24 protein-coding genes and 2 pseudogenes are annotated in these 25960 nt (G+C 66.7%); 16 read left to right on the top strand and 10 right to left on the bottom strand.

Annotated elements, in window-relative coordinates; genetic code table 11:
- Window positions 1-385 precede the first annotated feature (385 nt).
- Together B0I32_RS53130 and B0I32_RS61250 are read right to left on the bottom strand one after the other, a co-directional pair.
- Complete coding sequence (locus B0I32_RS53130) at window positions 386-973, bottom strand: dihydrofolate reductase family protein (protein WP_181308788.1); 588 nt, start codon at window positions 971-973, stop codon at window positions 386-388.
- Between the two features lie 307 nt (window positions 974-1280).
- Window positions 1281-1409: a hypothetical protein gene (locus B0I32_RS61250; protein ID WP_281262680.1), complete on the bottom strand. Its 129-nt coding sequence runs from the start codon at window positions 1407-1409 to the stop codon at window positions 1281-1283.
- 226 nt (window positions 1410-1635) lie between these two features.
- On the opposite strand from B0I32_RS61250, the gene B0I32_RS53120 reads away from it, so the two are divergent.
- Complete coding sequence (locus tag B0I32_RS53120; protein ID WP_106252877.1) at window positions 1636-2343, top strand: winged helix-turn-helix transcriptional regulator; 708 nt, start codon at window positions 1636-1638, stop codon at window positions 2341-2343.
- A gap of 174 nt (window positions 2344-2517) precedes the next feature.
- On the opposite strand, the gene B0I32_RS53115 is transcribed toward B0I32_RS53120, so the two are convergent.
- The 3 genes from B0I32_RS53115 to B0I32_RS53105 form a co-directional block, all read right to left on the bottom strand.
- On the bottom strand, window positions 2518-3342 hold the full coding sequence (locus tag B0I32_RS53115) for an SDR family NAD(P)-dependent oxidoreductase (protein WP_146178671.1): 825 nt from the start codon (window positions 3340-3342) through the stop codon (window positions 2518-2520).
- Between the two features lie 296 nt (window positions 3343-3638).
- Window positions 3639-4157: an IS630 family transposase gene (locus B0I32_RS53110; RefSeq protein ID WP_106252873.1), complete on the bottom strand. Its 519-nt coding sequence runs from the start codon at window positions 4155-4157 to the stop codon at window positions 3639-3641.
- Window positions 4158-4418: 261 nt separating this feature from the next.
- Window positions 4419-5117 carry an SDR family oxidoreductase gene (locus B0I32_RS53105; RefSeq protein ID WP_106252871.1) on the bottom strand — a complete coding sequence of 233 codons (699 nt, stop codon included), beginning with the start codon at window positions 5115-5117 and terminating at the stop codon, window positions 4419-4421.
- Window positions 5118-5543: 426 nt separating this feature from the next.
- Here B0I32_RS53105 and B0I32_RS61510 point away from each other — a divergent pair.
- Window positions 5544-5672: pseudogene (locus B0I32_RS61510) on the top strand (IS630 family transposase); the annotation flags it as partial.
- A gap of 466 nt (window positions 5673-6138) precedes the next feature.
- Here the strand turns inward: B0I32_RS61510 and B0I32_RS53095 are convergent.
- Window positions 6139-6393 (bottom strand): SigE family RNA polymerase sigma factor, encoded by a 255-nt coding sequence (locus B0I32_RS53095; protein WP_106252870.1) that lies wholly within the window; start codon window positions 6391-6393, stop codon window positions 6139-6141.
- A 742-nt stretch (window positions 6394-7135) separates the two neighbouring features.
- On the opposite strand from B0I32_RS53095, the gene B0I32_RS53090 reads away from it, so the two are divergent.
- Window positions 7136-8155 (top strand): DUF4331 family protein, encoded by a 1020-nt coding sequence (locus tag B0I32_RS53090; protein WP_245956692.1) that lies wholly within the window; start codon window positions 7136-7138, stop codon window positions 8153-8155.
- 146 nt (window positions 8156-8301) lie between these two features.
- Window positions 8302-10149, top strand: a complete 1848-nt coding sequence (locus B0I32_RS53085; RefSeq protein ID WP_106252868.1) for a PucR family transcriptional regulator — start codon at window positions 8302-8304, stop codon at window positions 10147-10149.
- 136 nt (window positions 10150-10285) lie between these two features.
- Here B0I32_RS53085 and B0I32_RS53080 read toward each other — a convergent pair whose 3' ends face one another.
- Window positions 10286-11203, bottom strand: coding sequence for an EamA family transporter (locus B0I32_RS53080; protein WP_219912494.1), 918 nt, complete (start codon window positions 11201-11203; stop codon window positions 10286-10288).
- Between the two features lie 63 nt (window positions 11204-11266).
- Here B0I32_RS53080 and B0I32_RS53075 point away from each other — a divergent pair, with 63 nt between their 5' ends.
- The 4 genes from B0I32_RS53075 to B0I32_RS53060 all read left to right on the top strand — a co-directional run bounded on the left by B0I32_RS53075 (window position 11267) and on the right by B0I32_RS53060 (window position 15811).
- Window positions 11267-12226, top strand: coding sequence for a LysR family transcriptional regulator (locus B0I32_RS53075; protein WP_219912493.1), 960 nt, complete (start codon window positions 11267-11269; stop codon window positions 12224-12226).
- A gap of 749 nt (window positions 12227-12975) precedes the next feature.
- Window positions 12976-13497: an ArsR/SmtB family transcription factor gene (locus B0I32_RS53070; protein WP_219912492.1), complete on the top strand. Its 522-nt coding sequence runs from the start codon at window positions 12976-12978 to the stop codon at window positions 13495-13497.
- The gene (locus B0I32_RS53065; RefSeq protein ID WP_106252855.1) at window positions 13494-14609 is read left to right on the top strand and encodes an MFS transporter; all 1116 of its coding nucleotides are present in this window, start codon (window positions 13494-13496) and stop codon (window positions 14607-14609) included. Before B0I32_RS53070 ends, B0I32_RS53065 begins: the two co-directional genes overlap by 4 nt.
- The gene (locus B0I32_RS53060) at window positions 14606-15811 is read left to right on the top strand and encodes an aminopeptidase (RefSeq protein ID WP_106252854.1); all 1206 of its coding nucleotides are present in this window, start codon (window positions 14606-14608) and stop codon (window positions 15809-15811) included. Before B0I32_RS53065 ends, B0I32_RS53060 begins: the two co-directional genes overlap by 4 nt.
- 251 nt (window positions 15812-16062) lie before the next feature.
- On the opposite strand, the pseudogene B0I32_RS61925 reads toward B0I32_RS53060, so the two are convergent.
- Together B0I32_RS61925 and B0I32_RS53050 are read right to left on the bottom strand one after the other, a co-directional pair.
- Window positions 16063-16206, bottom strand: a pseudogene (locus tag B0I32_RS61925) (group II intron maturase-specific domain-containing protein); the annotation flags it as partial.
- A gap of 326 nt (window positions 16207-16532) precedes the next feature.
- The gene (locus B0I32_RS53050; RefSeq protein WP_106252850.1) at window positions 16533-17015 is read right to left on the bottom strand and encodes a hypothetical protein; all 483 of its coding nucleotides are present in this window, start codon (window positions 17013-17015) and stop codon (window positions 16533-16535) included.
- 474 nt (window positions 17016-17489) lie between these two features.
- On the opposite strand from B0I32_RS53050, the gene B0I32_RS53045 reads away from it, so the two are divergent.
- The 7 genes from B0I32_RS53045 to B0I32_RS53015 all read left to right on the top strand — a co-directional run bounded on the left by B0I32_RS53045 (window position 17490) and on the right by B0I32_RS53015 (window position 25080).
- Entirely contained in the window at window positions 17490-17726 is a 237-nt protein-coding gene (locus tag B0I32_RS53045; RefSeq protein ID WP_106252848.1) for a hypothetical protein, read from the top strand.
- 81 nt (window positions 17727-17807) lie between these two features.
- Window positions 17808-18698, top strand: a complete 891-nt coding sequence (locus B0I32_RS53040) for a hypothetical protein (RefSeq protein ID WP_146178669.1) — start codon at window positions 17808-17810, stop codon at window positions 18696-18698.
- 697 nt (window positions 18699-19395) lie between these two features.
- Window positions 19396-20406 carry a TetR family transcriptional regulator gene (locus B0I32_RS53035; protein ID WP_106252845.1) on the top strand — a complete coding sequence of 337 codons (1011 nt, stop codon included), beginning with the start codon at window positions 19396-19398 and terminating at the stop codon, window positions 20404-20406.
- 13 nt (window positions 20407-20419) lie between these two features.
- Window positions 20420-21394, top strand: coding sequence for a Gfo/Idh/MocA family protein (locus B0I32_RS53030; RefSeq protein ID WP_106252843.1), 975 nt, complete (start codon window positions 20420-20422; stop codon window positions 21392-21394).
- Window positions 21391-22818, top strand: a complete 1428-nt coding sequence (locus tag B0I32_RS53025) for an aldehyde dehydrogenase family protein (RefSeq protein ID WP_106252842.1) — start codon at window positions 21391-21393, stop codon at window positions 22816-22818. Before B0I32_RS53030 ends, B0I32_RS53025 begins: the two co-directional genes overlap by 4 nt.
- On the top strand, window positions 22815-24197 hold the full coding sequence (locus tag B0I32_RS53020; RefSeq protein ID WP_106252840.1) for a purine-cytosine permease family protein: 1383 nt from the start codon (window positions 22815-22817) through the stop codon (window positions 24195-24197). The genes B0I32_RS53025 and B0I32_RS53020 overlap by 4 nt, the downstream gene beginning before the upstream one ends.
- Window positions 24198-24639: 442 nt before the next feature.
- Entirely contained in the window at window positions 24640-25080 is a 441-nt protein-coding gene (locus B0I32_RS53015) for a sensor histidine kinase (RefSeq protein WP_146178668.1), read from the top strand.
- A 14-nt stretch (window positions 25081-25094) separates the two neighbouring features.
- Here B0I32_RS53015 and B0I32_RS61245 read toward each other — a convergent pair whose 3' ends face one another.
- Window positions 25095-25325: a hypothetical protein gene (locus B0I32_RS61245; protein WP_281262679.1), complete on the bottom strand. Its 231-nt coding sequence runs from the start codon at window positions 25323-25325 to the stop codon at window positions 25095-25097.
- Here B0I32_RS61245 and B0I32_RS61920 point away from each other — a divergent pair.
- Entirely contained in the window at window positions 25246-25410 is a 165-nt protein-coding gene (locus B0I32_RS61920) for a response regulator (RefSeq protein ID WP_358361619.1), read from the top strand. The two genes, B0I32_RS61245 and B0I32_RS61920, sit on opposite strands and share 80 nt — an antisense overlap.
- Window positions 25411-25960 lie beyond the last annotated feature (550 nt).

Raw genomic sequence — 25960 nt, 5'->3', positions numbered from 1 at the left:
GCTCCACGTGCAACCATAGCCAGCCCGTAGCCTGAGCTGAAATTTCGTGCACCCCGCGGCCGGAGACACCGATGCATCGCCTGGCACCGATACACACGCAGGGATCTGTACACCTCCTCCATCTCCACGTCATCGGGGGACAGGGGCACGACCGTCCCCGCCCCTCCGCTGCAGCCTGGCCGGCCGGACGCTCGTGATCAAGGCGGTCGCCGTAGTCCCCAACAGCCATGACCACCAAGCCGGGTGGTTCCGGGACCAGCGGCACTTCCGTGGACGCAACCAGATCACGGATTCTTTGACTGTTGTCTGCTGGTTGCTCTGTCAACGCGTATGGTCGCCCAGGCTGATCGCGCCGACGATGCCGCCCGAGCAGCCGCGGTGGGAGTCAGGAGGAAGGGGGGACACGATCGGCCACCTGGTACTTCAAGAGGATGACGCCGGAGGTGAACGGCTCCGCGGAGAGCAATTCCAGCCGCTGCGGTGGCCCGCCGACCCCGAACAGGGCTTTGCCCTCCCGCAGGAAGGTTGGGTGCATCAGCAGGTGGAACTCGTCAACGAGCCCGAGTTCAACAAGGCAGCGGATCACTTCGAGACTGCCGTACACCACGATGTCCCCACCGTGGCCACGTTTGAGTTCGATGATCTCGTCCGGATCGACGCGTTCGAGCCTGCGGGTGTTCTGCCACACCGCGATGTTCCCCGAGGCGGAGACGACGATTTTCTTCATGATGTCGACCCGCCGGGCGTACGCCCGCATCTCCTCCGTCTCGTCAGGGTCCTGCGCGGCTTGTGGCCAGTGCCCGGCGAAGTCGGCGTGCGTGATCCGCCCCAGCAACAGGCTGCCGGCGCCCTCCACTAGCTTGCGCTCGTATGTCAGTACCTGGTCGTCGATCAGCAACCAGTCCATTTCGTCTCGCGGGCCAGCGACGAATCCGTCGATGGTCGTCCACATCGACACAACAATCTTGCGCATGTTCCACTCTCTGTCGCGGTGTGTTGGATTTGGTGTCATACCGGCCGGCCACGAACCTCTCGGTCGCGACGACTAGTGGTGAACGCTGTGAGCTGCGAGAACGGGCTCGGCTGTCGATCCCGAGAACCGTTCCTTGAACACGACTCCGACTCGGGCCGGGAGCGGGGCGATCTGGACCTTCGCGGGCCGGCTTGTTGATCGCCCCCACGTGGGCGTCGCCCGACTCCGCGCCATGTTCCGCTCAGATGGCGGCGTACTCGCTGCAGGACGGCCTCGACCTCGGCCATGGTGCCGATCGCGCGCAGCGTCAGCAGTTGCGAGGCTTGTCGGGGGCGTTGACGGTGACCGCTCCGTCGGGGTGGGCACGCAGGTCGTGGATCCTGTAGCCGTCGGCGAAGCAGATGGCCACTTCGTCCCCGTTCCACAGTGAGCTCACCGGGATCCGCCGCGGTGAGCCGTTATTGCCCACGTAGGCCAGCCGCGCCACCGGAATCGGGCCGGTGAGCAGGGCGGTGCGGTCGGAGTGTCCAGCAGTTCCACATCGTCCTGCGGCCGACCCACAGCCTGGGTATCACAGAAGCTCATGGGGCAGACACTAGAGAAACTACTCCTAAAAAACAAGCCTCACTCCTAATTTAGGATTCTCAGGTAAGCTGAAGAGCATGAGTGGCATGCGCAGCTATGGAGACCCGTGCGGCGTGGCCCGCGCGCTGGACGTCATCGGCGAACGCTGGTCCCTGTTAGTGGTACGAGACCTGCTGTTAGGCCCCAAACGCTTCAATGAGCTGCACGCCGGGCTGCCGGGCATCAGCCCCAACGTGCTCACCCAGCGGCTACGCGACCTGACTGAGCACGGCGTTGTACAACGACGCGACCTGCCACCCCCGACCCGCGTGCGCCTCTACGAGCTCACCGAATGGGGCCGCGCCCTGGAACCGAGTCTTCTGCACCTCGGACGCTGGGGTGGTCAAGCCTCGACCACCCCCGACGGTCCACTCGGCATCGACTCCCTACTGCTCAGCATCAAAGCCGGCTTCGACCCGACTCGGGCCACCGAGCTGGGTGGCGTCTACGAGCTGCACATCGACGGCGACACCTACCACGCCGAAGTCACCGCCGACTCAGTGCAGATCAGCCGCGCGACCGCGCCACAGCCGCCCGACGCGACCGTCACCACCGACCTCGAAACCCTCCGAGCCGTATGCCGCCGCCAGATCACCGTGGCGGAGGCAATGGACTCGGGCTCTCTGGACCTCGGCGGTCGCGAGCACGCCAAGCGCCGCCTCATAGATTTTCTCTTGGTGCCGTTGACCCCTCCACCTCAGCCGGCCGTCATGCGCTGCCAACAGCAAGATCCTTCTGACCGCTGATGCCTGTTCCTGAGCCGCTCGTCCCCCAAGCGCGCGGGCTCCTGGCCGTGAACGCCGCACCAACCGAGGCCTGGCGGCGGTCCACGTCGTGGCCGACCCGTTGCGCTCGGCGTCCTGCCGGTCATGCGGGCCATGCTGCCAGGCTCGGTGAACCGCTGGCTTCGACGTCTCGGGCTACTTCCCGACCTCGGCCAGCAATGCGTCGGTGAGGCGGGACAGCCGTTCCGCGTCCGTCGCGGAGAACAGCTTGCTGTGCACATTGAGTTCGGTGAACAGGTTGTACGCGCTCAGAGGTGGCGCCGGCGGATTGTCGAGCAGTCGAAGGAGCGGTGGGACCACGTCGGTCGCGGGTTTGGCCATCATCCGCTGCTGCCGGAGGTGGGCGGCGGTTTGCGGATCGAACTCTCCCGCGTAACTGGTGGCCGTTGTGCTGGGGTGGAAGAGTACGTATCGCACCGGTCCGGTGCCGTGCCGCTGGGCGAAGGTCACACCGAGCAGGTCGTTCAACCGTCCGGTCATGAACATCGCGTGAACAAGGTCGTACCGGCGGGTGCTCTGCAGATCGTCCCAGGCGATGGGTGTGGCATGGCCGGGACCGGCTACGTTCACGATCACCGGCCGATTCGTCCTCTGCAGCGGACCGAGGAGCCCGTAGCTGAACAGGAGGCGGCTGAGGTAGAACAGGGCGAAGTTGTCCTCGAACCCCTCGGCGGTCACCGACCGGTAGGACCGCATGAACCGGGCGCACAGCACCACGCCGTTTATGGCCGGATACTCCTCAGCGAGTTGGTCGAGGGTGCGGTGGTTATTCGACACCAAGCTGAGGTCGACGTTGATGAACGCCGCGCTGCCCGGCGCCGTGGCGGCCTCGGCCATGAGTCGCTCGCCCTTCGCCGGGTTCGTCCCTATGATCACGGCACGATCGCCGCGAGAGAACAATGTACGGGCCAATGCCGCACCGATGCCGTCGGTACCACCGGTGATCACATAAGTCTTCATCAATCGGCATCCTTGCCATCCGGTCTGCGAACGCGTTGCGGCCCTACACGGCACGCCTGGGCCACTCCCGGCCGCCCATGAGCAATGCGGCTCCGGTTGAGTCCATTAGACCATACTCATAAGTCTAGTTAGATGGTCGCGTTGGCTTTGCCGGTGGTCTGGCAGGCAAGCCGGCTCGCCGCCCGGCGGGAAAGAGGATGTCGTGGAATGCAGGTGGGAAGCACCTGTGGGAGAGCGGCAGGCAGTTCGAGGCCCCTCGTCTCAAGTTCGTGACGGGCCCCTATTTGCGGGATCAGCTAGGTGGACTCCGCTCGGGCCCAGGTGGTGCTGGCGTGGTAGTCGGTGCGTACCGCCGCCTCATCAGCGAAGAACACCGCCGCGCCGAGCCGTTTGGCCTCGGCCGCGATCGCGGGGAAAGCGTGCTGCTTCCACTCGGCAACCGCGGCCGGGTCCTGCTGGTAGGCCCGATACAGCGGCCGTTGCGGTGACATGCCCAGCTTGGCCAGAACGCGGCCGAGGCTCACCAGCGACAGTTTCACCTTGAACTCGCGTCGGATCAGCTCGGCCACCATGGCCCGCGTCCACAACGCGAACCCGAAACTCAACCGACGCGGATCCTTACCCGCGATCAACGCATACAGCCGCGCCAGCTGCGCGTCGTCCAACTGCGCCGCTGGTCCGCGAGCCTTCTTCGCGTGCAGCCCTTCCGGGCCTAGCGCGCGATACTCCTGCAACCATCCGAACACTGTCGCCCGCCCGAAGCCGAGAATCTCCGCGACCAGATCCGGTGATTTCCGCTCTCGATCAGCTGACACGCCCGCAGGCGCTCCTCAAAGCTGGCCTGCCGCCCCAACTTCGCCACGAATCCCACAACCACCCGGAGAAAGTCCGAAAACCTATGAACGGATGAGATCAACGCCTCTGCGGTGTACGCCTACCACGCGCAGAGGCTCATCGGCGTTCATCAAGAGCATCTGGTGGGCCACGCCGTACAACCAGAGCTGACAGCACTCATCGGTTGTAGGCGTAGTGAGTCGGTCGCGAATGAGTGTTCGTCCGTCCCGGACGTCGGCTGCTCAGCCGGCGTTCGAATACAGCCGTGGAACTCCGCCGGCCAGGTTCGACTGGACCTGTCGTGAGTCCTCGTCGGCGAGGATCTCGACGGTGCCTTCCTCCAGTGCGTCGAGCGACAGCGCGGCGACCACTGCGGGATCGTTCTTGGGAGCGTCGACCGACGCCACCATGTCGGTGTCCAGGAAGCCCACGTGCAAGGCGGCCACGCTGGTGCCCTGCGCCGCGAGTTCGAGTCGCAGGGCATTGGTGAGCGACCACTGCGCCGCCTTTGCCGCAGCGTAGCCGCTGTATCCGGGATAGGTCACCCAGGACAACACGGACAACACATTGAGGATCGTGCCGCCGCCGTTATCGGCCAGTTGCGGGGCGAACGCACGACTCACCGCGAGCGTGCCGAAATAGTGTGTCTCCATCTCCAGGCGAATGTCACTCAAAGAGCCATCAGACACAGACGCCCCCGTGTATGACCCCGCATTGTTGATCAGCAGCGATACTCCCGACGTCTCCTTCGCCGCGGCGGCCACCGACGCGGGGTCAGTGACATCGATCGTGATCGGGATCACGCCAGGTACATCGAGCGAAGCGGGGTTCCGGACGCCGCCGTACACGATGGCGCCCCGGGCCACGAGCTGCTCTGCGAAACGCCGGCCCAACCCGCGGTTGGCGCCGGTGACAAATGCCGTGCTTTCGGCTATCTTCATCGATTCTCCTAAGCTTGATGAGGGCTCGGGCCTGGCAAGTCGGCAGACCCTTAATGAGCCGACCGTGTCGTCGCGCTCGGAACTACCGGGGTGCCCTGCAGCGACCCTTGCCGAACCGACACAGGAGTGGACGCTCCCTGTCGATCGTCGTTGTTCCGCCACCTCTATAGACTCGGCGGCTCGACGAAAGGAATCGGATGAGCGGTGATGTCCAAAGAGTCGCTGATCCCTCGCCAGGCTTTGGGCGCCGCCATCGCCGCGCGGTTGCCTAGTGCGGTGACCGGAAACGATCACCAGAGTTGGCGCGCAGAATGGTCATGCCGGTTGCATCGGCTGATCGCGTGCGATCAGTGCTCAGGAGGCCAGGTGATGCAACCGGTCAGGGGCCGCAGGCTCGGCCGCGCCCTGCTGATCCGCCGCGTAACCTGGGCACTTGAGGGCCAGCCGGACCGGCTGCCAGCCACCTACCGCGGCACGCAGGGCATCACCTACTTCCACGGCTGCTACTCCGTCGGCGACGACCTGCTGTGGGGCGTCAACCCAGCCCGCGAGGGCATCGACCACTTGCACGCCTAGCTGCGCTGGAGCAACGCTCATGCCCGTCATCCGACGTACTGCCGCTGAACGCCGCGACTGATCTGGCCAGGAGATCGTCGCTGAGCACCCCCCGGTCGCGCCGGACGCGGCCTCCATCTGCGATGCGCACTACAGCGGTCCCAGGCCCGCACCAGGTCGCGCCGCCCGCGCCTGCACTGCGGCGGAGAAGGCGCTCCTGCAACTGGGTCCTGGCCGCTGACCTGGCCGCCCTCCCCGCGCTGGACGCCGTGTACGGCGAGGTCGCGCTGGCGGCCGCGTGGCATCGCGCCACGCAGGTCCGTCACCGGCGGGCCGAGGAAGTCCGTTCCGTCCTCGCGGTCTGGACGGGCGTGCCTCAGGCGACACCCGCCGGCAATCGCCGAAGCGCCTGCCAGACCACCTTTCGCTCGTCCACCGCGCCGATCCGGTCTGCTGCCTGCTGGAGTCAGGTGGTGAACCCGTGGTGATCTCCGTACGTCTCCAGCGCCGCCGCCGCCACGAGATATGCGGATTTACAATGAGCTTCCGAAACGTACGCCTCCGGATTGTTGCCCAGCCGCGGCCTGAGCCATGCCTTCAACAGCGCCGTCTGCACCAGGTCCTCGGCCGCTGCCTCTTCCTGAGCGAGCAGATAGGCGGTCCTGAGCAGCCGTTGCCAGCTTGCCGCGACGAACCTGGCGGACGCCGCCCGCTCCACCACCCGTGCTCCCTCTCGTACAGTGCTCGCCTTTACTACGCCACCCATACGCGGAAAGTTGCTTGGGCGCCGCTGTTTCCCCGCACAAGGCGGGTGAGCGGGTGCTGGGCAGTGAACCATCCCTTCTGCTCTGCCTCCTGCAACAACCTCGCCTACTGGGAGGCGGGGAACTTGCGCCGCGACACCTTCGCGTGCAGGTGCACGATGTAACCCGCCGCTACCGGCATCGCCGGAATCAGCACGCTCGGCAAGGCCATCGCCACATGCTCCTGCACGATCGACCTGCCGTGGAGCCACCAGCACGCTGTCCCGCCCGCCACCGCGATCCCGGCTTACGCGGCCGCCACTGACCGGAGCATCGTAGCCAGGCCTGTGTACCCACCACGTACTGCACACCGATCAGCGGCGTCACGCGAATCGCCTACCGCGGGCTCAGCACCTTGAGCTCACGACATCCACCGTCACCACCATGGCTACGGGCTGCGAGCCGAGAGGGGCACGTCCAGCAGGAACATCAGAAGAGTCGGCGTGAGGTCACCGACCCACGGGCACCTCACCGGCCGGCGAAGGCTGCCACGGAAAAGAACCCCAGCGTACGACGACGACGGCCGCAGTGAGATGTTCGCGCGGTCGCACAGCTCACGCAGCGTTTCGTAACCAGGTGAGCACGTCACTGTGCAAGGTGATGCTGGCTGTCCCCGGTCCGGCGCTTCTAAGGTCGGGAGGCATCCGTACCAGCTGGTAGATGGAGCTGATCATGTCCCACCATCTCGACTCGCCGCTCGCCCGTCAGGACCCGCGTCTCGATATCAGTGATGTCTACCTTTTCCGCGGCACCATCGGAACCACGTTCATTATCAACGTGAATCCGCTGTCCGGTGCCGGGGCATTCCATCCGGAAGGGCGATACGAGTTCAAGATCGACACGGATGGTGACGCCGTCGAGGATCGCACATACTGCGTGACGTTCGGCGAGCGTGACAGCGACGGGCGCCAGGCACTGGAGCTGAGCCGGCTCGACGGCGAAGACGCACGGGACCGTGACGCCGCCGGGACCGTACTGCTGCGGGGCACCACCGGCACGAAGCTGGGCACACAGAGCGGGGCGCGGCTCTGGGCCGGCCCGGCGGCGGATCCGTTCTCCATCAACGGAGCCGTGGTCGGCGCGGTCAGGGAGGCCGTCGTGGACGGAAAGTCGTTCGACCTGACCGCGATCGACTATGAGCAGCCGGCGAACCTGTTCGCCGGCACGAACGTCAACGCCATCGTCCTGGAGATCCCCGACGAAGACTTCGAGGCCGACGCCATCGGTTTCTGGGGAACGACGGCTCTGGCCACTGACGCAGGTGGCTGGCGACAGATCAACCGCTGCGCGCACCCGCTCGTGAACACCCTCTTCTATCCGGACGGCTCGCCGGAGGCCAGCGACTACAACACCACCCAGCCCAGCCAGGACCGGGACCTGTATGGGCCGCTCGTATACGACCTCGTCAGCCAGGCGGTCGCCGCCGTGCACACCAGTGACGACCCTGGCGCGCACGCAAGTCGGGTCGTCGACGCGATCTTCCCTGACATTCTGCGCTACGAGATCGGGACTTCCGCCGGGTTCGGCTTCGCCGGGCGCAACGGTCGCGGCCTCGCCGACTGCGCGCCCGAGGTGATGTTCGCGCTGGTACTCAACAAGGCCGTGCCGCTGGGCCTCGACAGCCGATCGAACACCGCGGAGCCGGGCCGGAGTTTTCCCTACCTGGCCCCTCCCGTGTAAGACCGACCGCCGCGCACGTGGTCATGCGCTGTGACGTATCGGGGCAGTCACAGCGCATGACCTGCATGTTCGTGGCTTTGCTCCGGCGGCGGGCACTATCCTGAACCGAACCATACGGGTGTCATAAGACACGAGGTGAGGTGCCGATGCCCACGGTGAGCACGTTGGTGGGCCGGTCCAGGCTCGGGATGCGGGTCCTGTCGGCCGGAACCGTTCAGACGCACAGGCTCGATTCCGCGCTGATCGTGTCCAAGGCGGATCTGCGCACGTGGGCTGCGGCCCATCCGGAGATCCTCCGGCGGACTCTCGTCATCCTGCCCTTCGCTGGAGGAACGTTCGCCAGCCGGGCCGAGGAGACGATGCGCGCCCTGAGCAGAGTGAACGCCGGGGGTGTGGTCCTGGTCACCGCCTCGGATCCGAGCCCGCGCGTGGTCGAGGCCCTGACCGCCTGGGCGCGGGCGCAGGAAACGCCTCTGATGCTGGCGAGAGGCGAGCAGAATCTCGTATGGGCGGAGGCCATGGAGATCATCCGCGAGGAGCGGGAGCACAGTGCCGATCACCTCAAAGAGCTGCATCGGGAAGTGACCCGCCCGGACGGTGTGAGCCACCTTCTGCGCTGGCTCGCGCGCCAGGTGGGGGGCAGCGTGGTTCTGCTGGACCGGTCCGGTACGCCCCGCCGCGCCTTTCCCGCCGTTCCAGAGAACATGATCCAGCAGGCCTCGGCCGCCATCGAACGCGTGGTCAGCGGTGCGGCCGGCGCCGCGGCCGCGGATGTCGAGGCTGGCGTGGTGCACGTTCAGGCCCTTGGTGCGGGCAGCCACAACGCGGCCCTCATGGTGGCACGGCCGCAACGGTTCCCGGCTTCGCTCCGCAACCTGATCGGCGACGCGTCCCGGCTGCTCTCGCTGAGCTGGAACGTCGAGGAGTCGCGCCGCCGGCACGACGATGTGGACCGGGCGGAGGCGCAGATCCGAGAGACGGTGCTGCACCTCCTCCTGGTTGGCCAGATGGAGGCCGCACATCGCGTCGCCGAGACCATGGGCCCAAGCCTCGCGGAGGAGATCCGCGTCTATGTCGTGGAGTGCCCGGCCGATCTCAGGGACCGATCGGTGGCCGAGTGCGACCGCGCGTCGCAGGGCAAGGCCTGGATCGTCCGCTGTCCCGTCTACGCCGGCCACGTCATAGTGCTCGCCCCGGCCCATGACACGGCGGACGCCATGGAACGGGCGCTCCGGCTCCACGCCGGCCGATCGGCCGACATCCACGTCGGGCGCGGTAGCACCGTCCCGCTGCGGGATTTGTCCTCCGGTTACCGGCAGGCATTCCACGCCCTGGCGACCGCTCGGGGCAGAGCCGGGCACTACGCCGAGTTCAACCCCCGGGGAGATCTGGCGGCGCTGGTGCGCGCCGGTGGGTACCCGTGGGCCGGCGCCCTGCTCGAGCCGCTGCGCGTGTACCGGCCGGACCGGTTGCAAGATCCGGGTGCCGCAGAACTCACCGCCACGCTCCGATCCTGGCTCGACTTCCATGGCGGCGCCGCCCGCCACCTGAAGATCCACCGCAACACGTTGTCAGCTCGGCTGCGGCTCATCGAGCACGTGCTCGGCCTCAGTCTGGACGACCTCGAAGTCCAGGCGAAGCTGCATCTTGCTCTCTGCGTGCTCGAGGGGCCGAGGGGTGCCGGTAACGAAACCACCCTGGAACGCGTTCTCGGCACCACGGACGTGCGCGAGTGGGCCGCGATGCAGGTGTCCCCGCTGACCGGTCGCGATGCGGTGGCGTTCCTGGAGACCCTGCGGATGTGGCTGGCCAACAACGCCCGGCTGGAGCCGGCCGCGGCAGCGCTGGGCATTTCGGCACCCGGGTTGCGCAAACGCCTGACCAGGATCGAGGAGGTGCTGGGACGTTCGCTGCTGGACAGCCCGTCCGCGCGCTACGACCTGTGGTTCGCCCTGCGCGTGTGCGGTGCCTGTGATGAACTCCTCACCGGTTGAGGTCATCCACTGTCATAGGCCCCCATGGTAGGGCAGCCCTGGTAAGGACTACGGACGGCATCCGCAGCCCTTACCCCCGCTTCGCGGCCGTGCTGGTCCTCTCTGAGATCACCGGCTTGATACCGATGCTTAGTGATCACGACGACGCTTGTTCGACGCAGGGTTTCGGCGCGGGCAGTGTGTCGGGCGCCGGGCGCGCGCCGGCGCGGGTTGCGCCCATGCCGGCGATCACGACGAAGGCGATGCCGACCGCGGGTGCCAGGCCGGGTGTCTGACCGAGTACCAGGAGGCCGATCAGCGTGGCGATGGCAGGTTCGAGGCACATCAGGGTGCCGAAGGCGGAGGTCGTCAAGCGACGCAGGGCGAGGAATTCGAGGGCGAAGGGCAGTACGGGGCTCAGGGCGGCCAGGGCGAGCATGGTCCACAAGGCTGGCCAGGTCACGTGAGCGGAGAGGGTGGGTGCGGCGATGAGCATGCCGACGATGCCCGCGACGGGCATGGAGAGGGCCAGTCCCTTCAGGCCGGTGACGCTGTCGCCGACGCGCTGGGTGAGCAGGATGTAGGCAGCCCAGCAGGCCGCGGCGGCCAGCGCGTAACCGATCCCGAGCGGATCGAGGCTTCCGTGCCAGGGCTCGGTCAGCAGTACCACGCCGATCGTGGCCGCCACCGTCCAGACCTTGCGCCCACGCCCGGGCCCGTACAGGGAGACGGCCAGAGGGCCGAGGAACTCCAGCGCGCTCGCGGTGCCCAGCGGCAGGCGGGAGAAGGCGAGCATGAAGAACAGCATCATCCCCGCGGTCGCCACACCCAGGACGGTGCAGGCCGCCAGGTCCCGGTGGGTGAAGTCGCGGCGCCGGGGCCGGACGAGGAGAAGCAGGAGCACGCCGGCCCACCCCAGGCGCAGTCCGGCGGTGCCCAGCGCGCCGAGCTGGCCGAACAAGGGCACCGTCAACGCCGCGCCGACCTGGACGGTGAACATGGAGGCCAGTGCCATGAGGAACCCGGCCTGGGTGCCGCTGGTACGCGGTCGGCTCGGAGATGACAGCGAACTCATGGGTTCCAGTAAAGGTCGCGGCTATCGTTCGCGTCCACATGCCAATCATGGACAATTCGTTCGGTGAACCTGAACAATAGGACCATGGAGACACGGCGCCTGCGACTTCTGTTGGAACTGTCCCGGCTGGGCTCGATGCGCGCGGTCGCCGACGCGATGGGCACCGCCACCTCGACGGTTTCGCAGCAGCTCACTGTCCTCGCGAAAGAGATGGGCGCTGCCCTGATCGAGCCGGATGGTCGGCGGGTCAGGCTTACGCCGGCGGGCCGTCGCCTGGCCGAGCACGCCGTGACGATCCTCGCCGCGGTGGAAGCCGCCCGTCTCGATCTCGCCCCCGAGGCCGATCCCAACGGCACCCTGCGGGTGGCCGGCTTCGCCACCGCTATCCGAGCCCACCTGCTGCCCCTGGTCACTGAACTGGCCAGTGACCATCCGCGGCTTCGCGTCCTGGTGCGCGAACACGAACCCGCTGAGGCCCTTCACCTTCTGGCCGCAGACGAGACGGACCTGGCCCTGACCTATGACTACAACCTGGCCCCGGCCGAAACCGATCCAACGGTGCACGTCACCACTTTGTGGACAGCCCCGTGGGGCCTGGGCATCCCCACCCACGCCGATGTGCCCCAGACCGCGGACACGCTGGAAGTCTTCGCCTGCTTCAGTGCGCACGACTGGATCGTCAACTCCCGCAACACCGCCGACGAGACGGTCATTCGCATCCTGGCCTCGATGGCCGGATTCACCCCCCGCATCACGCACCAGGCTGACAGTCTCGACCTGGTCCAGGGCATGATCAGCGCACAGCTGGGCGTAGGACTGCTGCCGATCGGCGTTGCGACCTTCCCTCAGGTCTGCCTGATACCGCTTACCAGTCCCCGGGTGACGCTGCGGGCCTACGCCGTCGCCCACCGCGGCCGCCTCACTTGGCCCCCGCTGGCGCTGGTCACTGATCTGCTCGCCCGACGCACCGCGACCACCGCCGGTGACATGCCCGCACTGTCTCCGCGACAATCTGCCAGATAGCCTGCAACGCGGCTATCCCCGCTCGCGTAACCGGTGCGGCAACCCGACAGCAAGGCGTTCGGCCATGACAGGCACGACCCACGCGAGCGAGCAGCACGAGGACGAGCGGGCGCGGGTCACCCGCTGGGACTTCGAGCCCTCACAGCATCGACCGCCAGGTACACGAGCACGTTGTCGCCCCGTCACTAAAGGCTGAACCGACGTGCTCACCGACGGTGGCATAGTCGCACCTCGCAGCTGCGGGCGGGTGAGTCCTATCTCCGTCCGACCGCAGCGAACACGAGGTCACCAGCCCCGGCACCGCGCCGCTGGCCTTCGTCGAGACCGAGATGAAGCGGAAGTGGCCCGCGCCCCGGGCGACGAAACGCGGGAGCGCTCAGCGGGTCTGCACGGTTACGGCACGGCGATGAGCAGCGACGCCGCGCCGCCCTGGTCGACCGCGCGGCCGGAGCCAGCCAGGTCCCCTGGATCCGGCCGCTCACCACGTTTCAGGCAGAGAATCCGCCCGGGCATCGTGTCCGACGCCTGCCTGTTCGTCAATGACGGCATTGCGGTCAGCGGTCAAGCGTGATCAGTTGATGACGGCTGTGGCGCATCGACCCCCGGGTGTCCGCATCTCATGCATCCCCGGCCGATGGTGAAGCCGGACCCTCTTTGCCCGCGGTCAGCCCATTGTCCAGAGCCTGCGGAAAGTCTGCGGGCGTTGCCCAACCTACTTTCCCAAGGCATGTTGGGATATAGTTCCCAATATGTCTTGGGAAAGTGAGGCCGAAGATCTGGTGCCGCTGCGGGCGCTGGCCAACCCGCTGCGCATCCGCATCGTGTCGTTGCTCACAGGCACGTCGTTGTCGGCCACCGAGGTCGCCGACGAACTGGGCATCGCCCACGCCTCCGCCAGCTATCACCTGCGCACCCTGGCCAAGGCGGGCTTCCTGCAGGGTGTCGACGAGGAGCCGGGCAAGGGCGGCAAAGGCCGGCCGCGGCGCCGTTACCGCTACGACCCGTCGAGCGGTGCCCGACTGGACCGTTCGGACAGCAGGCAGGTCATGCACCAGGCGTTGAGCACCGATCTGGCCCGACGGCTGCGGGAGACGCAGCGCCAGCGCATGTCGATGGACGCGGAGGTGTGGCTGAACAAGTCGGTCTGGGAGGAGGTCGTCAGCCTGATCGATCAGGCGGTGGCCCTCGTCCACGACAAGGCCGACCCGCCCCGCACCCAGGACGCGGTCAAAGTGAGCATAACGGCGCTGCTGCTGGAACTTCACGAGTGACCACCGCACCCCTGCCCACGTCCGCGGACGCGCGCCTGCTCACGTGCACCGCCTCCTGCTTCCTCGCGATCGGCCTGCTCATTCCGACGGTGCCGAGATACCTCACCGGCCCCCTGGACGCGGGGACCGGCACGGTAGGCGTCTCACTGGCGATCACGGGAATCACTGCCGTGCTGGTCCGGCCGTTCGCCGGACGCCTGGCCGACCGCGTCGGACGCCGAACCACCACCTGCACCGGAGCCCTGGCGCTGGCCGCGGCGTCGCTCGGACTCCTCGCCGCCGACTCACTCTCGCTCTTCCTCGCCTGCCGGATTGTCGCCGGGGCTGGAGAGGCGCTGACCTACGTAGGCCTGGCCGCGGCGTCGAGCGATCATGATCGTCCGAACCGGGCAATCAACCATTTCTCGGTCGCCGTGAACACCGGCCTCCTTGTCGGGCCCGTGATCGCCGAAAAACTGTACGCACTCGCGGGCTTCAGCGCCGTCTGGGTCCTCGCCGCTCTCGCGGCCGGCATCGCCGCGGCCCTCTCCTCCGCCCTGCCCGTCACCACCAGCACGCCGAAACGCTCGGCGCTGATCCACCGTGCGGGAATCCGTCCCGGCCTCGGTTACCTGGCATCTGTGTGGGGCTACACAGCGTTCACGGCCTTCCTTCCCTTGCACGTCGCCACGCTCGGCGGGGGTGATAGCGGTCACCACTTCCTCATCTACGGCGCGGTCCTCATCGGCATCCGACTGATCCCGCACCGCCTGCCACCAAGGATTGCCGCCACCACCGCCCTCATCGTCACCACTCTGGGCCTCGCTCTGCTTGCCCTCTGGCCCTCGACGGCCGGAGCTCTTTGCGCGGCCGCCGTGATCGGCACCGGGCAGGGGCTCGGGCTGCCCGCGTTCCTGGGAATAGCGGTGACCGGCTTACCCATGACGGAACGCGGCTCCGCCGTTGCCACGACGACGGCGTTCTTCGACCTCGGATTCCTGAGCGCCGCTCTCGCGCTCGGTGCTCTTGCGCAGACCTCAGGCTTGGCCGGCGGATTCGCCGTGGCCGCCCTCGTGTCGGCCGCCGCGGTGCCGCTCGTCATCCCCCTCCCCTCGCGAAGGAGAACATCGTGACTATTTCCCCTGCTGAGCTGGCCCGCTACGCCGACGTGGTGTTCGACGTCGCCGTGCCCATCGAGGCCGACGACCGGGTGCTCGTCAACGCCGAGATCGAGCACGCTCCGCTTGCCCGTGCCCTGGCCGAGGCAGCGTACGCGCGGGGCGCCCGCTATGTCGATATCTGGTATTTCGACCCGTACGCCAAACGCTCCCGCGTCCAGCACGCTCCTGCGGAGACGCTGAGTGAGGTTCCGGATTGGCTGGACGCCCGCAACGATGGCCTGGAACGGCACACGGGCGTGCTCGTCAACATCCGCGGCACTGCGACCCCCGACCTTCTGGCCGGGCAGGATCAGGTCCGAGCCGGCAAGGACCGCATGCCCCAGCTGGCGTCCCGGCTGCGGCTTCAGCTCAACAACCTGGCCAGATGGACGATCATCCCGTACGCGACGCCGGAGTGGGCGCGCGCCGTGTTCGGCGAGCCCGACCAGGATGGCCTGTGGCGAGAATTGCGGCGCATCCTCCGCCTCGACGAGCGCGATCCCAGTGCGGCCTGGCAGAGTCGGATCACCGAGCTGGTGCGGCGGGCCGAGACGCTGAGGGACATGCAGCTCGACGCGGTACGGTTCGAGGGCCCTGGCACCGACCTGACCATCGGCCTGCTGCCCCAAGCCCACTGGACGGCGGCACGGCTCAACGACTCCAAAGGCAGGTCCTTCCAAGCAAACCTGCCCACCGAAGAGGTTTTCACCACGCCCGACCATCGCCGCGTCAACGGCGTCGTACGCTCGACCCGGCCTCTCGCCCTCGACGGGAACATCATCCACGACCTGGAGCTGACCTTCACCGACGGCGTGGCGACCAAGGTGCGTGCGAGTATGGGAGCCGACATCGTCCGCACCCACCAAGCGACCGACCCAGGAGCGGCCCGGCTCGGCGAGCTCGCACTGGTCGACGGCTTGTCCCGAGTGGGTCAGACCGGCATCACCTACCTGGAGACCCTGCTGGACGAGAACGCTACCTGCCATCTGGCCTGGGGCGCCGGCCTCCCGCCCGGCGTACCGGAACACCTGCGCAGCCGCCCGGACGCGGCGGGCGTGAACACCTCTATGGTCCATGTCGATTTCATGGTGGGCGGCCCGGATGTCACGGTCACTGGCATCCCCCGCGGCGGCGGTCGGGTGGAGCTGCTCCGCAACGACGAGTGGCAGATCTGAGCCTGGATCCCGGCTTGAATATCGGTGAATCCTCCCAGCCAATGTCTCGACGAGAGTCGCTTCTCCGCTCCCGTACCGCCGCAAGGGGCAGTGAGCGGAGGGCACTGACGGGGCTTGTGTTCGGCTCGAAGCGCGGTGCCGGTGTCACCGGTCTGTTCTCCGAGCCGCGGTCCCGAACGCGCCGTGCGGCTCTCACCGCAAGGGACGATCGCGACGTTGGACGCCCTGCGGACGACACCGACCCTCTGCCATGCGTGACGGTCGATCGCGGCGAAGGTCTTCTCGCGCACGCCATGGCGGAAGCTGTGCGCCCACCCCGCCAGCATTTGATTGAACCCGCTCAGGAGGGCAGTCAGAATCTGCTTGCAGGTGTGCCTGTAGGAGGTAGACCGAATACGGCGGAAAGGGCTAATACTTGGTCGCCGCGCGTTACCAGGCCGAATACCGCAAGCATGGGCTGGATCGGGCGCGCGCTCGAGCGGGAGCTATCGGGTCGCTCAACAGCACCCTGAGGGTCGAGTTCGTGCACCGCCACCACTTCGCACTCACGCAGGGGCTCGCTGAGATCGCGACCTGGATCGCGGACTGCTACGACGTCGAACTCAGGCACTGTGCCAATGACGGGCTGCCGCCCGTACGTTCGAGCACTACTGGCTCCCTGGAATTGCCAAGATTGCTTCACCGAGTTCGGCTCATCTACCGATGTCCTATGTTTATCTTTTCACCGCTGACGAAGGCGAGGGGTACTGTGAAAATAGGCGTTGGACGCGGGATTGAACATCAGGACCATCGCCCCCCACACTGCCACCAGGTGAAGCACCCGGCTGAGGGTGAAGGCGAGGGTCATGACGTCGGCGTCGGCGAAGAACTCACCGATCGCATTCCCGTCCATTAGCCACTGAAACGGCTCGATCACCAGTGACAAGGTGCCGAATACCCCCAAGGTCAACGCGAGAGCAATACGCGCCCAGCCTCGCCCCTGACGCAGGCGCACCGCCATGAAGATCGCCGCGGCAAAGACCGCCAGCCGAATGCCGAGGCCCCCTGCCAGGCCGATCAGAGAGGCCGATCCCTCGGCGAGCATGCCGGCCACTGCCAAGGCTGCCTCGAAGACACCGGCGCCCACGGCGGTGAACCAGAGCGACGATGCAGTCTTGACGGAAGGGGGGACGGGCGGCGCGTTGACCAGGAACTGCGCGGACATGAGGACCTCTTCAAACGGCGAGTGCTGACTGATGCGGAAGAGTCTTCACCAGGTGAGAGTGCTGGTTCATGCCCGCACGCCCCCCAGTCGAAGGTAAGGCAAGCCCTACCGGGAAACCGTCGCTCGGTGGTGTGCCCCTGCTTGCGGCGGCACCCAGATCGGCTCACAGGGTCTCCTCGATCATTCGCTTGGAGTGCTTGGGCGCTGAGCCGACGCGGCGGTTGTGGGTGCCAGGGGTGAGCCCGATCCGCTGCGGGACATGTACGTGTCGGATCCGGTCATGACCGCGGTCGCAAGAGGTATTGATGCAGGGAGTCGGTGGTGGCCAGGCCGCTTGAGCCGGGTGGTGGAGTCGGCGGTCCCCGCGTACGCGGAGACACGGTTCTGCGCGACGTCCAGGTAGTCACAGACGAGGGTTCCGCCGGTGGGGCGGCCAGGTGGGGCTGGCCCGGACAGAGGAGAGCTCTTCGCGGCATGAACGGCGCTGATCGTTTCTGCTACGGCCTTGCCGGGGTACTGGCGGGAGCCATGCCGAGTGCTCCGCGGCGGCTGTCGAACCGCGCCAACCTTACCGACGTCGTCAACGCCGTCTGCGCCACTGCCGCTCACGCTGGCGTAGGGCTGGTCCTAGTCGATGAAATCCGGATGTTCGCCGGGACGCAGGAGCGTAGCGACGACCTGTACGCTGAAGGCTTCAAGATCGTGCGTTGAGCAAGGACAGCCTGGAACTCCGGCATGAGGATCATGAGCCCACGCGTTCGGAGCCGGGAGTGACGGTCAGAGGGAGGTCTCGTGCGACGAATGTTCGCATGCCTGTCCCTGGCGCTGCTGCTGACTTCCTGCGGCTGGTTCACCCAGAGGTCGACCGGTGGGTCTCATGGTCTTTCGTCTGACGAGTTCGAGGATCGTGCCCGGGAGGTGGCGGAGCGCTGGCAGGGCTCGGCCGACGATCGCGCCTGGCGTGAAGGGTTCGTCGCGCTGGAGGTGCTGAATCCGCACGGATGGAACCACGTGAGCCGAGTCCCGGCCTGGGTGAACAGAAGCTCGCACAACGGCGCCTGGCGGCTGGCCGCCAAACTACCCACCGCTTCTCCGGACCGCGCCGACGTGCGATGGCCGGACGGCGAGGTCTCGCAGGTGCCGCTCATCACGGCGGCGAGCGCCTACGAGAAGTTCAGCAACCCGGCCGATCTCATCGAAGAGGAGTGCCCGGCCAAGGGATGCCGGCCCCTCCGGGTAACCAGAGCTGAGTTGGGTAAGGTCCCGCTGCAGACCAGCCGCGGCACCATCCAGGTGCCCGCCTGGCTGTTCACCGTCGAGGGAGTCGAGCAGAAGAAGGTCCACGTGGCGGTCGATTCCTCGGCCGTCACCGCCCGTCCCGAGCGGATGCAGGGGGATATCGAAGAGGTGATGGCGTTCGATCTCGTCGCCGGCAAGCCAGACGAGCTGCTTCTCCGCTATGGGTACGGCGCCTGCGACACCGTTCACGGGACCCGCGCTTACGAGACCGAACAGCTGGTGGTGGTGGACGTGGACGAGAAGGACTCCAGCTCTGGCAAGCCTTGCCCATTGATACGCAAAACGGCCACGATCACCGTCACGCTCGCCCGACCGCTGGGCGACCGCCTCGTGCTCGACTCCGGTACGGGGCTGCCCGTGCTGCGGGGACTGAACACGCGCTGAGGCGCAGCAACCGTGCGCGGGGCTGCCTGGAACTGGCCTGGCTTGGTGGCTATCACCGGCGCGCGCTGGTACGAGACGGAAACCAAAAAGGTACTTCGGACGACCATGAGCCCCGGTTCCGGATCAACTTGTCGAGTCGCAGGTCACGCCGGCCTCCTCGGAATCACTCAGCGGACCTGACAATCGCGGTGAGACCCTCGCCGCACCCAACCGTCGCCCGACGGAAGTACACGGCACCCGATGCTGCCTGGAACAGGTGACGGTGATCAGCGCGATCAACGGTGCCGCCCGGTCGTCCTGGTCCGTGCGGCGCCGCCTTCATCGACGGCAAGCTTGCCGAAGGCCCCGCAGAATCACCCGCCAGCACAGCCGCTCAAAGTCTGATTTGCAGGGCGTGACCATGGCTCCACAGCGGATCATCGACGGGACCGTACGCGGTCATTGACCGGCTGGACACGCCCTCATCGACCCCAGTCGCGGCGCCTACGCCAGCCTTCCTCGGTTCAGTTGATCAGTCGTCGGTCGCATGGAAACGGGACATGAGAGATCGCCATATGTCCGCCCTTGACATTGTCGCTCTCACGAGCCTATGGTCCTGAACACCTAATAAGCTTTCATTCATATAAACACGTATGGCTGGTTGTGAACTACCACAGGCCGGTTTCGTCGAACAATTCGCGCAGAATTACGTGGTCAGATGGATACAATTCTGGATGAGGACATCTGCTTGGAGCAGCTGTGGCGCGTCCGGTTCAGCCCGGACGGTCGGCATGCCCACTGCCAGCACTGCGATCAGGAACGCACCTTCCACCGGCTTCACAATCGCCGTGTCTATAGCTGCGCTCACTGCGGCGAGCAGGTCAGCCCCACCGCGAAGACACCCTTCCATGGTTCCTCTACGCCACTGCGCCTGTGGTTCGCCGCGATCGTCAAGGAGCGCGCATCCGGCGGGCGACTGACTGCTCAGTCCCTGGCCGACGAGCTGGGTCTGTCCTACGCCACTGCGTGGCGGCTGCTGAAGAAGGTACGCGAGCACCGCGACGAGTTCGACGCGCTGGCCCCTGCCTGGCAGGGGAAGCTCGTCATGTCAGAGCCGGACGAGGCCAGCCAGAGCAGGGAGGAACAGCTCCTGCAGGCCGCCCGGGCCGTTGTCGTCGCCTATGGCCTCGATGCCACCACCATCAGGGCGGTCGCCAAGCACGCCGGCCTGTCCACCGGGGTCGTGCACTACTACTTCGAGAACAAGAACCAGATCCTCGTCAAAGCACTGCGCCAAGCCAACGACGAGGCGTGCGGCCGCCGCGACACGATCATGGCAGCCCCCGGTTTGAGCGCGGCTGAACGGCTCGCTCGCCTGATCCTGCTGTCCATTCCGGAGTCGGGAGTCGAGCGCGAGGAGTTCATCCTGTGGTTCGAGTACTTCCGGGTCGCCATCTACGGGCAGATCGCCGACGCGGATACCGGAATGGCCGACCGCTTCCGGCAGTACTTCTTCGATGTGATCGAACAGGGCGTCGTATCGGGTGAGTTCCGACCCGACGACTCCCCGGCGGACATCGTCGAGCAACTTCTGGGATTGCTCGACGGCCTCGGCATCGCGGCGGTCATGGGCCGCCGCTGGATGTCGTGCGAGCACATGCACGAGCTAGTCAGACACTTCGCCGAGAACAGCCTCCGGGTCACGCTCCCCGCTGCCCATCGAGTTTAAGGAAGGAAACACCATGGTGAACTGTGCCGTCATCGGCCTGGGCTGGATGGGCAGGATCCGTGTCGCCGCGTTGGGAGACATCGGCGACGCCTGCCTGACCGCCTGCTGCGACGTCGATCCGGACGCGGCCGGACTCGTAGCCGACGGGGTCCGCTTCTCTGCGGACTTCGCCGAAATCGTCACCGCGGACGATGTCGATGCCGTCTTCGTGAGCACTCCCGACGGCCTGCACAGGGACGCAACGATCGCTGCTCTGCGCGCCGGCAAGTACGTCTTCTGCGAGAAGCCGATCGCCACCACGCTCGCCGACGCCGACGCGATGATCGCCGCCGATCCCGGGGGGCACCTGGTCATCGGCCATTCGCTGCGATCCGACCCCCGCTACCTGGCCGTCCAGCAGCGTGCCCAGGGGGGAGCTCTGGGCGCTCCCATCCACACGTTCACCCGCCGCAACTGGCCCGCGTCCGAGGGACGCCGCCAACAGGACCAGACCACACTGCCGCTCTACCTGGCCGTCCACGACCTCGACGCGCTGCAGTGGATTACCGGCTCGCCCATCGTCGAGGTGTACGGCGTGGCCTCGGAAACCAAAATCCACGGACTGAAGGGAACCGCATCGATCGTGGCCACGTTGCGCTTCGCCAACGGGTGCGTCGGCGCGCATGAGACGAGCTGGGCCCTGCCAGACCAGGCGGGGTTGTCGAACGGCGACCATGCCTTGGCGTACGTGGGCGTTGACGGCTGCGCCTACCTGACGGAACGCGACCACGGCGTGGTCATCAACGGTGCCGGGACCGTCGAGTACCCGGATGCGATGAACACCGGCATGTACGCCGCCGAAACGGCCAAGTTCATCACGACGGCCCGCGACGGCCTGCCACCGCTGGTGAGCGGATCGGAGGGACGGGCCGCCCTAGCCGCGGCACTGGCTCTGCAGGAGTCGCTGACCACCCGTGGTCCGGTCGCGGTCGACGGGAGCATCCGATGAACGCTCACCTCATCGACGGCGAAGAGCGGCCTTCCGAGAAAGGCGAAACCTTCACGACCATCAACCCAGCCACCGACGAGGAACTGGACACGGTCGCGCTCGGTGGCGAGGCGGACGTCAACGCCGCCGTCGAGGCCGCGACCCGCGCGGGCCACATCTGGCGCCAGGTACCCGCTGCGGAACGCGCCGCCTTGCTGCGCCGCCTCGCTGACCTGATTCGCGCCAGCGCCGCAGAAATCGCGACACTCGAGGCGCGCGACAGCGGGCGTCCCATCTCCGACTGCCGCGATGACGTGACGATCTGCGCCGACCTCCTCGACTACTACGCCACCCTTCCACAGAACATCCGGGGCGTCACGTACGCGGAGCAACCCGGTCACCTGACCCATTCGCGCCGCGAGCCGTATGGAGTCGTCGCGGCCATCGCCCCGTGGAACTTCCCCTTCTTCTTCGCCGTCACCAAGACCGCCCCGGCACTGGCCACCGGCAATACGGTCGTGCTGAAGATGGCCGAGCAAACGCCGCTCACTTCGATCCTCTACGGCAAGCTGTGCCTAGGGGCGGGATTCCCGCCCGGTGTGGTCAACATCGTCAACGGCGACGGGCGAACCGGCGCACTGCTGGCAGCCCACCCCGGCGTCAAGAAGATCACGTTCACCGGCTCGACCGCTGTCGGCCGCAGTATCAAGCAGTCGAGTACCGGCAGCTGCCACCTCGAGCTCGGTGGCAAGACGGCCAACATCGTCACCAAGAACGCCGATCTCGTGGCCGCCGCCCACGCCTCGGTCCACCATGCCTTCTTCAATGCGGGCCAGGTCTGCACCGCGGGATCCCGTCTCCTGCTCGATGAGGAGATCGCCGAGCAGTTCATGGAACTGTTCCTGCGCGCCACCGCAGGGATCGTTGTCGGTGACCCGCTGGCCCCGGCCACCCAGGTCGGCACACTGATCAGCCGGCAGCATCGGGTCAGGGTGCAGGAACATCTCAGCCGCGCTGTCGACGAGGGCGCCTCGATCATCGCAGGCGGAAATCCCTCTGCGGTCGGCGCCTTTCTCGAGCCGACCGTCCTGGACAACGTCGTCCCCGGCATGGCGGCGGCACAGGAGGAGATCTTCGGCCCCGTGGTGTCAGTCATGCGCTTCCGCACCATCGACGACGCCGTACGCATCGCCAACGGTACACCGTACGGCCTGGCCGCCACAGTGTGGACCGATCGGCTGGCCGAGGCGCTCGAGCTGACCGACCGCCTCGACGCCGGGATCGTCTGGACGAACTGCCCCTACCGCGACCACGCCTACGTCCCCTATGAGGGTCACGGCCAGTCCGGCCAGGGCGAGGAGGGCGGGCTCGAGACGATCACCGAATTCACCCAGCTCAAGGTCGCCTACTTCGGCTCACCCTCGACCCCCTGGACACTGCCATGAGCACCTTCGTCGAACACAGGACCATCGACGTCATTCCCTCCGACGAGCGGACCGGCCGCCCGCGCGACCTGTTCAGCATCTGGTTCGCGGCCAACATCGGGCCGCTGACGATCCTCACCGGCGGCCTGCCGCCGGTCATCTACGGACTCGACTTCTGGTGGAGCATCATCGCGTTGCTCGCAGGACAGCTGCTCGGCGGCCTGTTCATGGCGTTGCACAGCGCGCAGGGCCCCCGGCTGGGCATCCCCCAGATGATCCAGAGCCGCGGCCAGTTCGGCGTCCGCGGCTGTCTGGTCATCCTGGTCGTGGTGCTCGTCATGTATGAGGGGATCTACGCCGCCAACATCGTCTCCGGCGCACAGTCGGTGCACGCGGTGTTCCCTTCGTTGCCGCTGACCCCGCTGGCCCTCGTCTTCGCCCTGGTAGGCCTCGTGGTCATGCTCGTCGGCTATCGACTCATCCACCTCATCGGCCACATCATCACAGCTGTGTCGATCACCTCTCTGGCCTTGGTGATAGCCGGACTGGTCATCATGGGTCGCATCAGCGCGGACGTGTTCGCCCTCGGAGTGCCTACCGTCCGCGGCTTCCTCGGCACGATGGCGATCGGTGCGCTGTGGCTGCTGGCCTTCGCACCGTACGTCTCCGACTACTCCCGCTACATGCCCGCCCACACCGCCGGTCTGAAGTCCACGTTCTGGTGGACGTACGGCGGAGCCCTGCTGGGCGGCATGATCCCGATGGGGATCGGTGTCATCGTGGCCATCTCCGTCAAGGGCGACGCGCTCACTGGATTGCCGGCTGTCCTCGGAGAACCGCTGAGCACGATAGTGCTCTTCAGCTTCGCCGCCGTGATTATGCACTTCAACGCCATGAACCTCTACGGCGCGACCCTTACCGTCGTCACCATGGTGCAGACCTTCCGCAGCGACTGGCTGCCCACGGCACGGGGAAGGGCTGCCATCGGCGGGCTCCTCGTCGTGCTGGCCACCGCGGGTGCTGCGCTCATGTCGCAGGACTTCCTAAACAGCTTCACCAACCTCATCATCATGCTCCAGTACGTGTTCATCCCGTGGACGGCCGTCAACCTGATCGACTTCTACCTGATCCGCAAGGGCGACTACGCGGTCGCTGACCTGTTCAGGGCGGACGGCGGGCGATACGGCAGGTATGACACACCTGCCCTCGTGGCCTACACGGTGGGTGTACTGGTGGAGATTCCCTTCATGAGTACGGCGCTGTACATCGGTCCGGTCGCCGATCTGCTGGCAGGGGCTGACATCAGCTGGATCGTCAGCCTGGCGATCACCATCCCGCTGTACCTGGCGCTCGCCCGGCGTCGCCTACCCCGCGCGCAACCCGCTTGGGAGGCGGCCTGACAGTCCCTGATCGGGCACGTGAGAGTTCTCTGACTGTGCTGCGGAAGTGGCCGTCGACCGCTCGGTCAACGGTGATGGGTCCGGTCCTGGCGCTCGAGCACCGCTTGGACTCGGGAAGGCGATATCGCTGAGGCCGTGGAGCACTCAGTGGGCGTCCAGGTCATAGCCGGCGGTATGCCGATCGGTCTGTTCCGGCGATATGGCAGTCGGCTCGGACAACAAGGCTCCGGAGATCGGATCGGCGTGAAACCACCGGTCTGCCGGGCCTTGTTGCTTTGCCGGGCGGTAGCCGGCAACCCGTTGGGCGTCTGCGCGGGCATCTCGCGAACAGTGGCCGCGCACGTATCCCGGACTGCGCGTCCGTGGTGGCCTTCGCCGGCCGGGTGAGGCCTTCCCGGATCGGTGACCTTCCACCGGCTCTTCTAGGTTCGTGCTTCCGGCGATGCCGATCGCGGCGGGTTACATCGTGCGCCCGCGCGCGAAGCTGCCACGCGGCAGGGAGCAGCAGGTGGCCGAGCAAGCCGTACAGGAGGAGCGTCGCCGCATCGCCTACGCGTTGCACGACGTGATCGCCCACCACGTCAGCGTGGTCAACCTCTACAGGGGTGTGGCGCTTCCACTTCCTGTGCATCGACGAAGCGCTCACCAGCACCCGCAGCACGCGGCCGGCGCCTGCTCCCGCGTCCGGCTGGTCTGCCTGCCCGCACTCGTCGAAATGGAGGTGACCGACGACGGGCCAGGCGAATCCGGCGGATCCGGCCTGGTGTCAGGCTTGGGTTTCGGTCTGGCAGGGGATGGCCGAGCCTGTCTCGCTGTGCGGGAGCGCGCAAGGCGGGCCCCTCCCTCTCTGGCGGGTTCGTCGTGCGCGCCTGCCTTCCGCTGATGGAGAAGACGTGATCAAAAGTACTGCTCGTTGACGACCAGGTAATGGGTTGCGCAGTGCTGCTGGAGACCGATGCCGGCCTGGAGATGGGGGAGGTGGGCGACGGCCACGACGCGGTACGCGAAGCCACGACGGCATCCGGACGTCGTGCTGATGGACCTGCACATGCCCGTCATGGACGGGGTGGCCGCCACGGAGCGGATCGTCACCGAGCTGCCGCAGGTCAAGGTGCTCGCGCTGAGCACCTTCGACCTTGAGGAGCAGTCGTGGCCGCGCTGTGGGCAGGAGCGTCGGGTTCCCTGCCCAAGGACGTCTGGCTGGAGGAGTTGATCGACGGGATCAGAATCGTGCACCAGGGGGTGGCGCCCCGGCTGATCGGGTGATCGGGGCCTTCGTCTGTCCCCGCTCCGAGCGCTGGGTGCCCGATGGGCTGTCCGCGCTCAGTCCCGCGAACGACAGGTGCTGGAACTCATGACCCTCGGCTTGTCCAACGCACAAATCTCCGAGGACCCGGCCTGTCGCTGTCGACGGTCAAGAACCGGGCGAGCGACCTCAGGAGTGGCCACGGGCCAGGCGGCGCTGGAGCGTCGGCCAGGGGAGCGCCGAGTGAGCGCGAACCTCCGCGACGTAGGTAGAGGTAGGCGGGTGGCGGGGCGGCTGAACCATTGAGAAGGCGTGAACAGTCGCAGTGGGGGTGAGAGTGGCAGGGAGAAGGCCTCGGACACGTCTGGGGATTCGCTCGAAACCCTGATGTTGCGCTTGCAAGGAGGCCCGCAGGGGAGAGTGGGGCTTCCCCCATGAATGCGAACACCAATTTCAGGCGGCAGGCCTCAGACTATCTGCCATCATCTCGTAGGCGATCGGGCTGAGGTGGCCGAGG

Origin of the sequence: Nonomuraea fuscirosea (assembly GCF_003001935.1) — a bacterium.
In the GTDB taxonomy this organism is placed as follows: Bacteria; Actinomycetota; Actinomycetes; order Streptosporangiales; family Streptosporangiaceae; genus Nonomuraea; species Nonomuraea fuscirosea.
The sequence above is the reverse complement of the archived record's forward strand: the minus strand, read 5'-3'. Positions and strand labels throughout refer to the sequence as shown.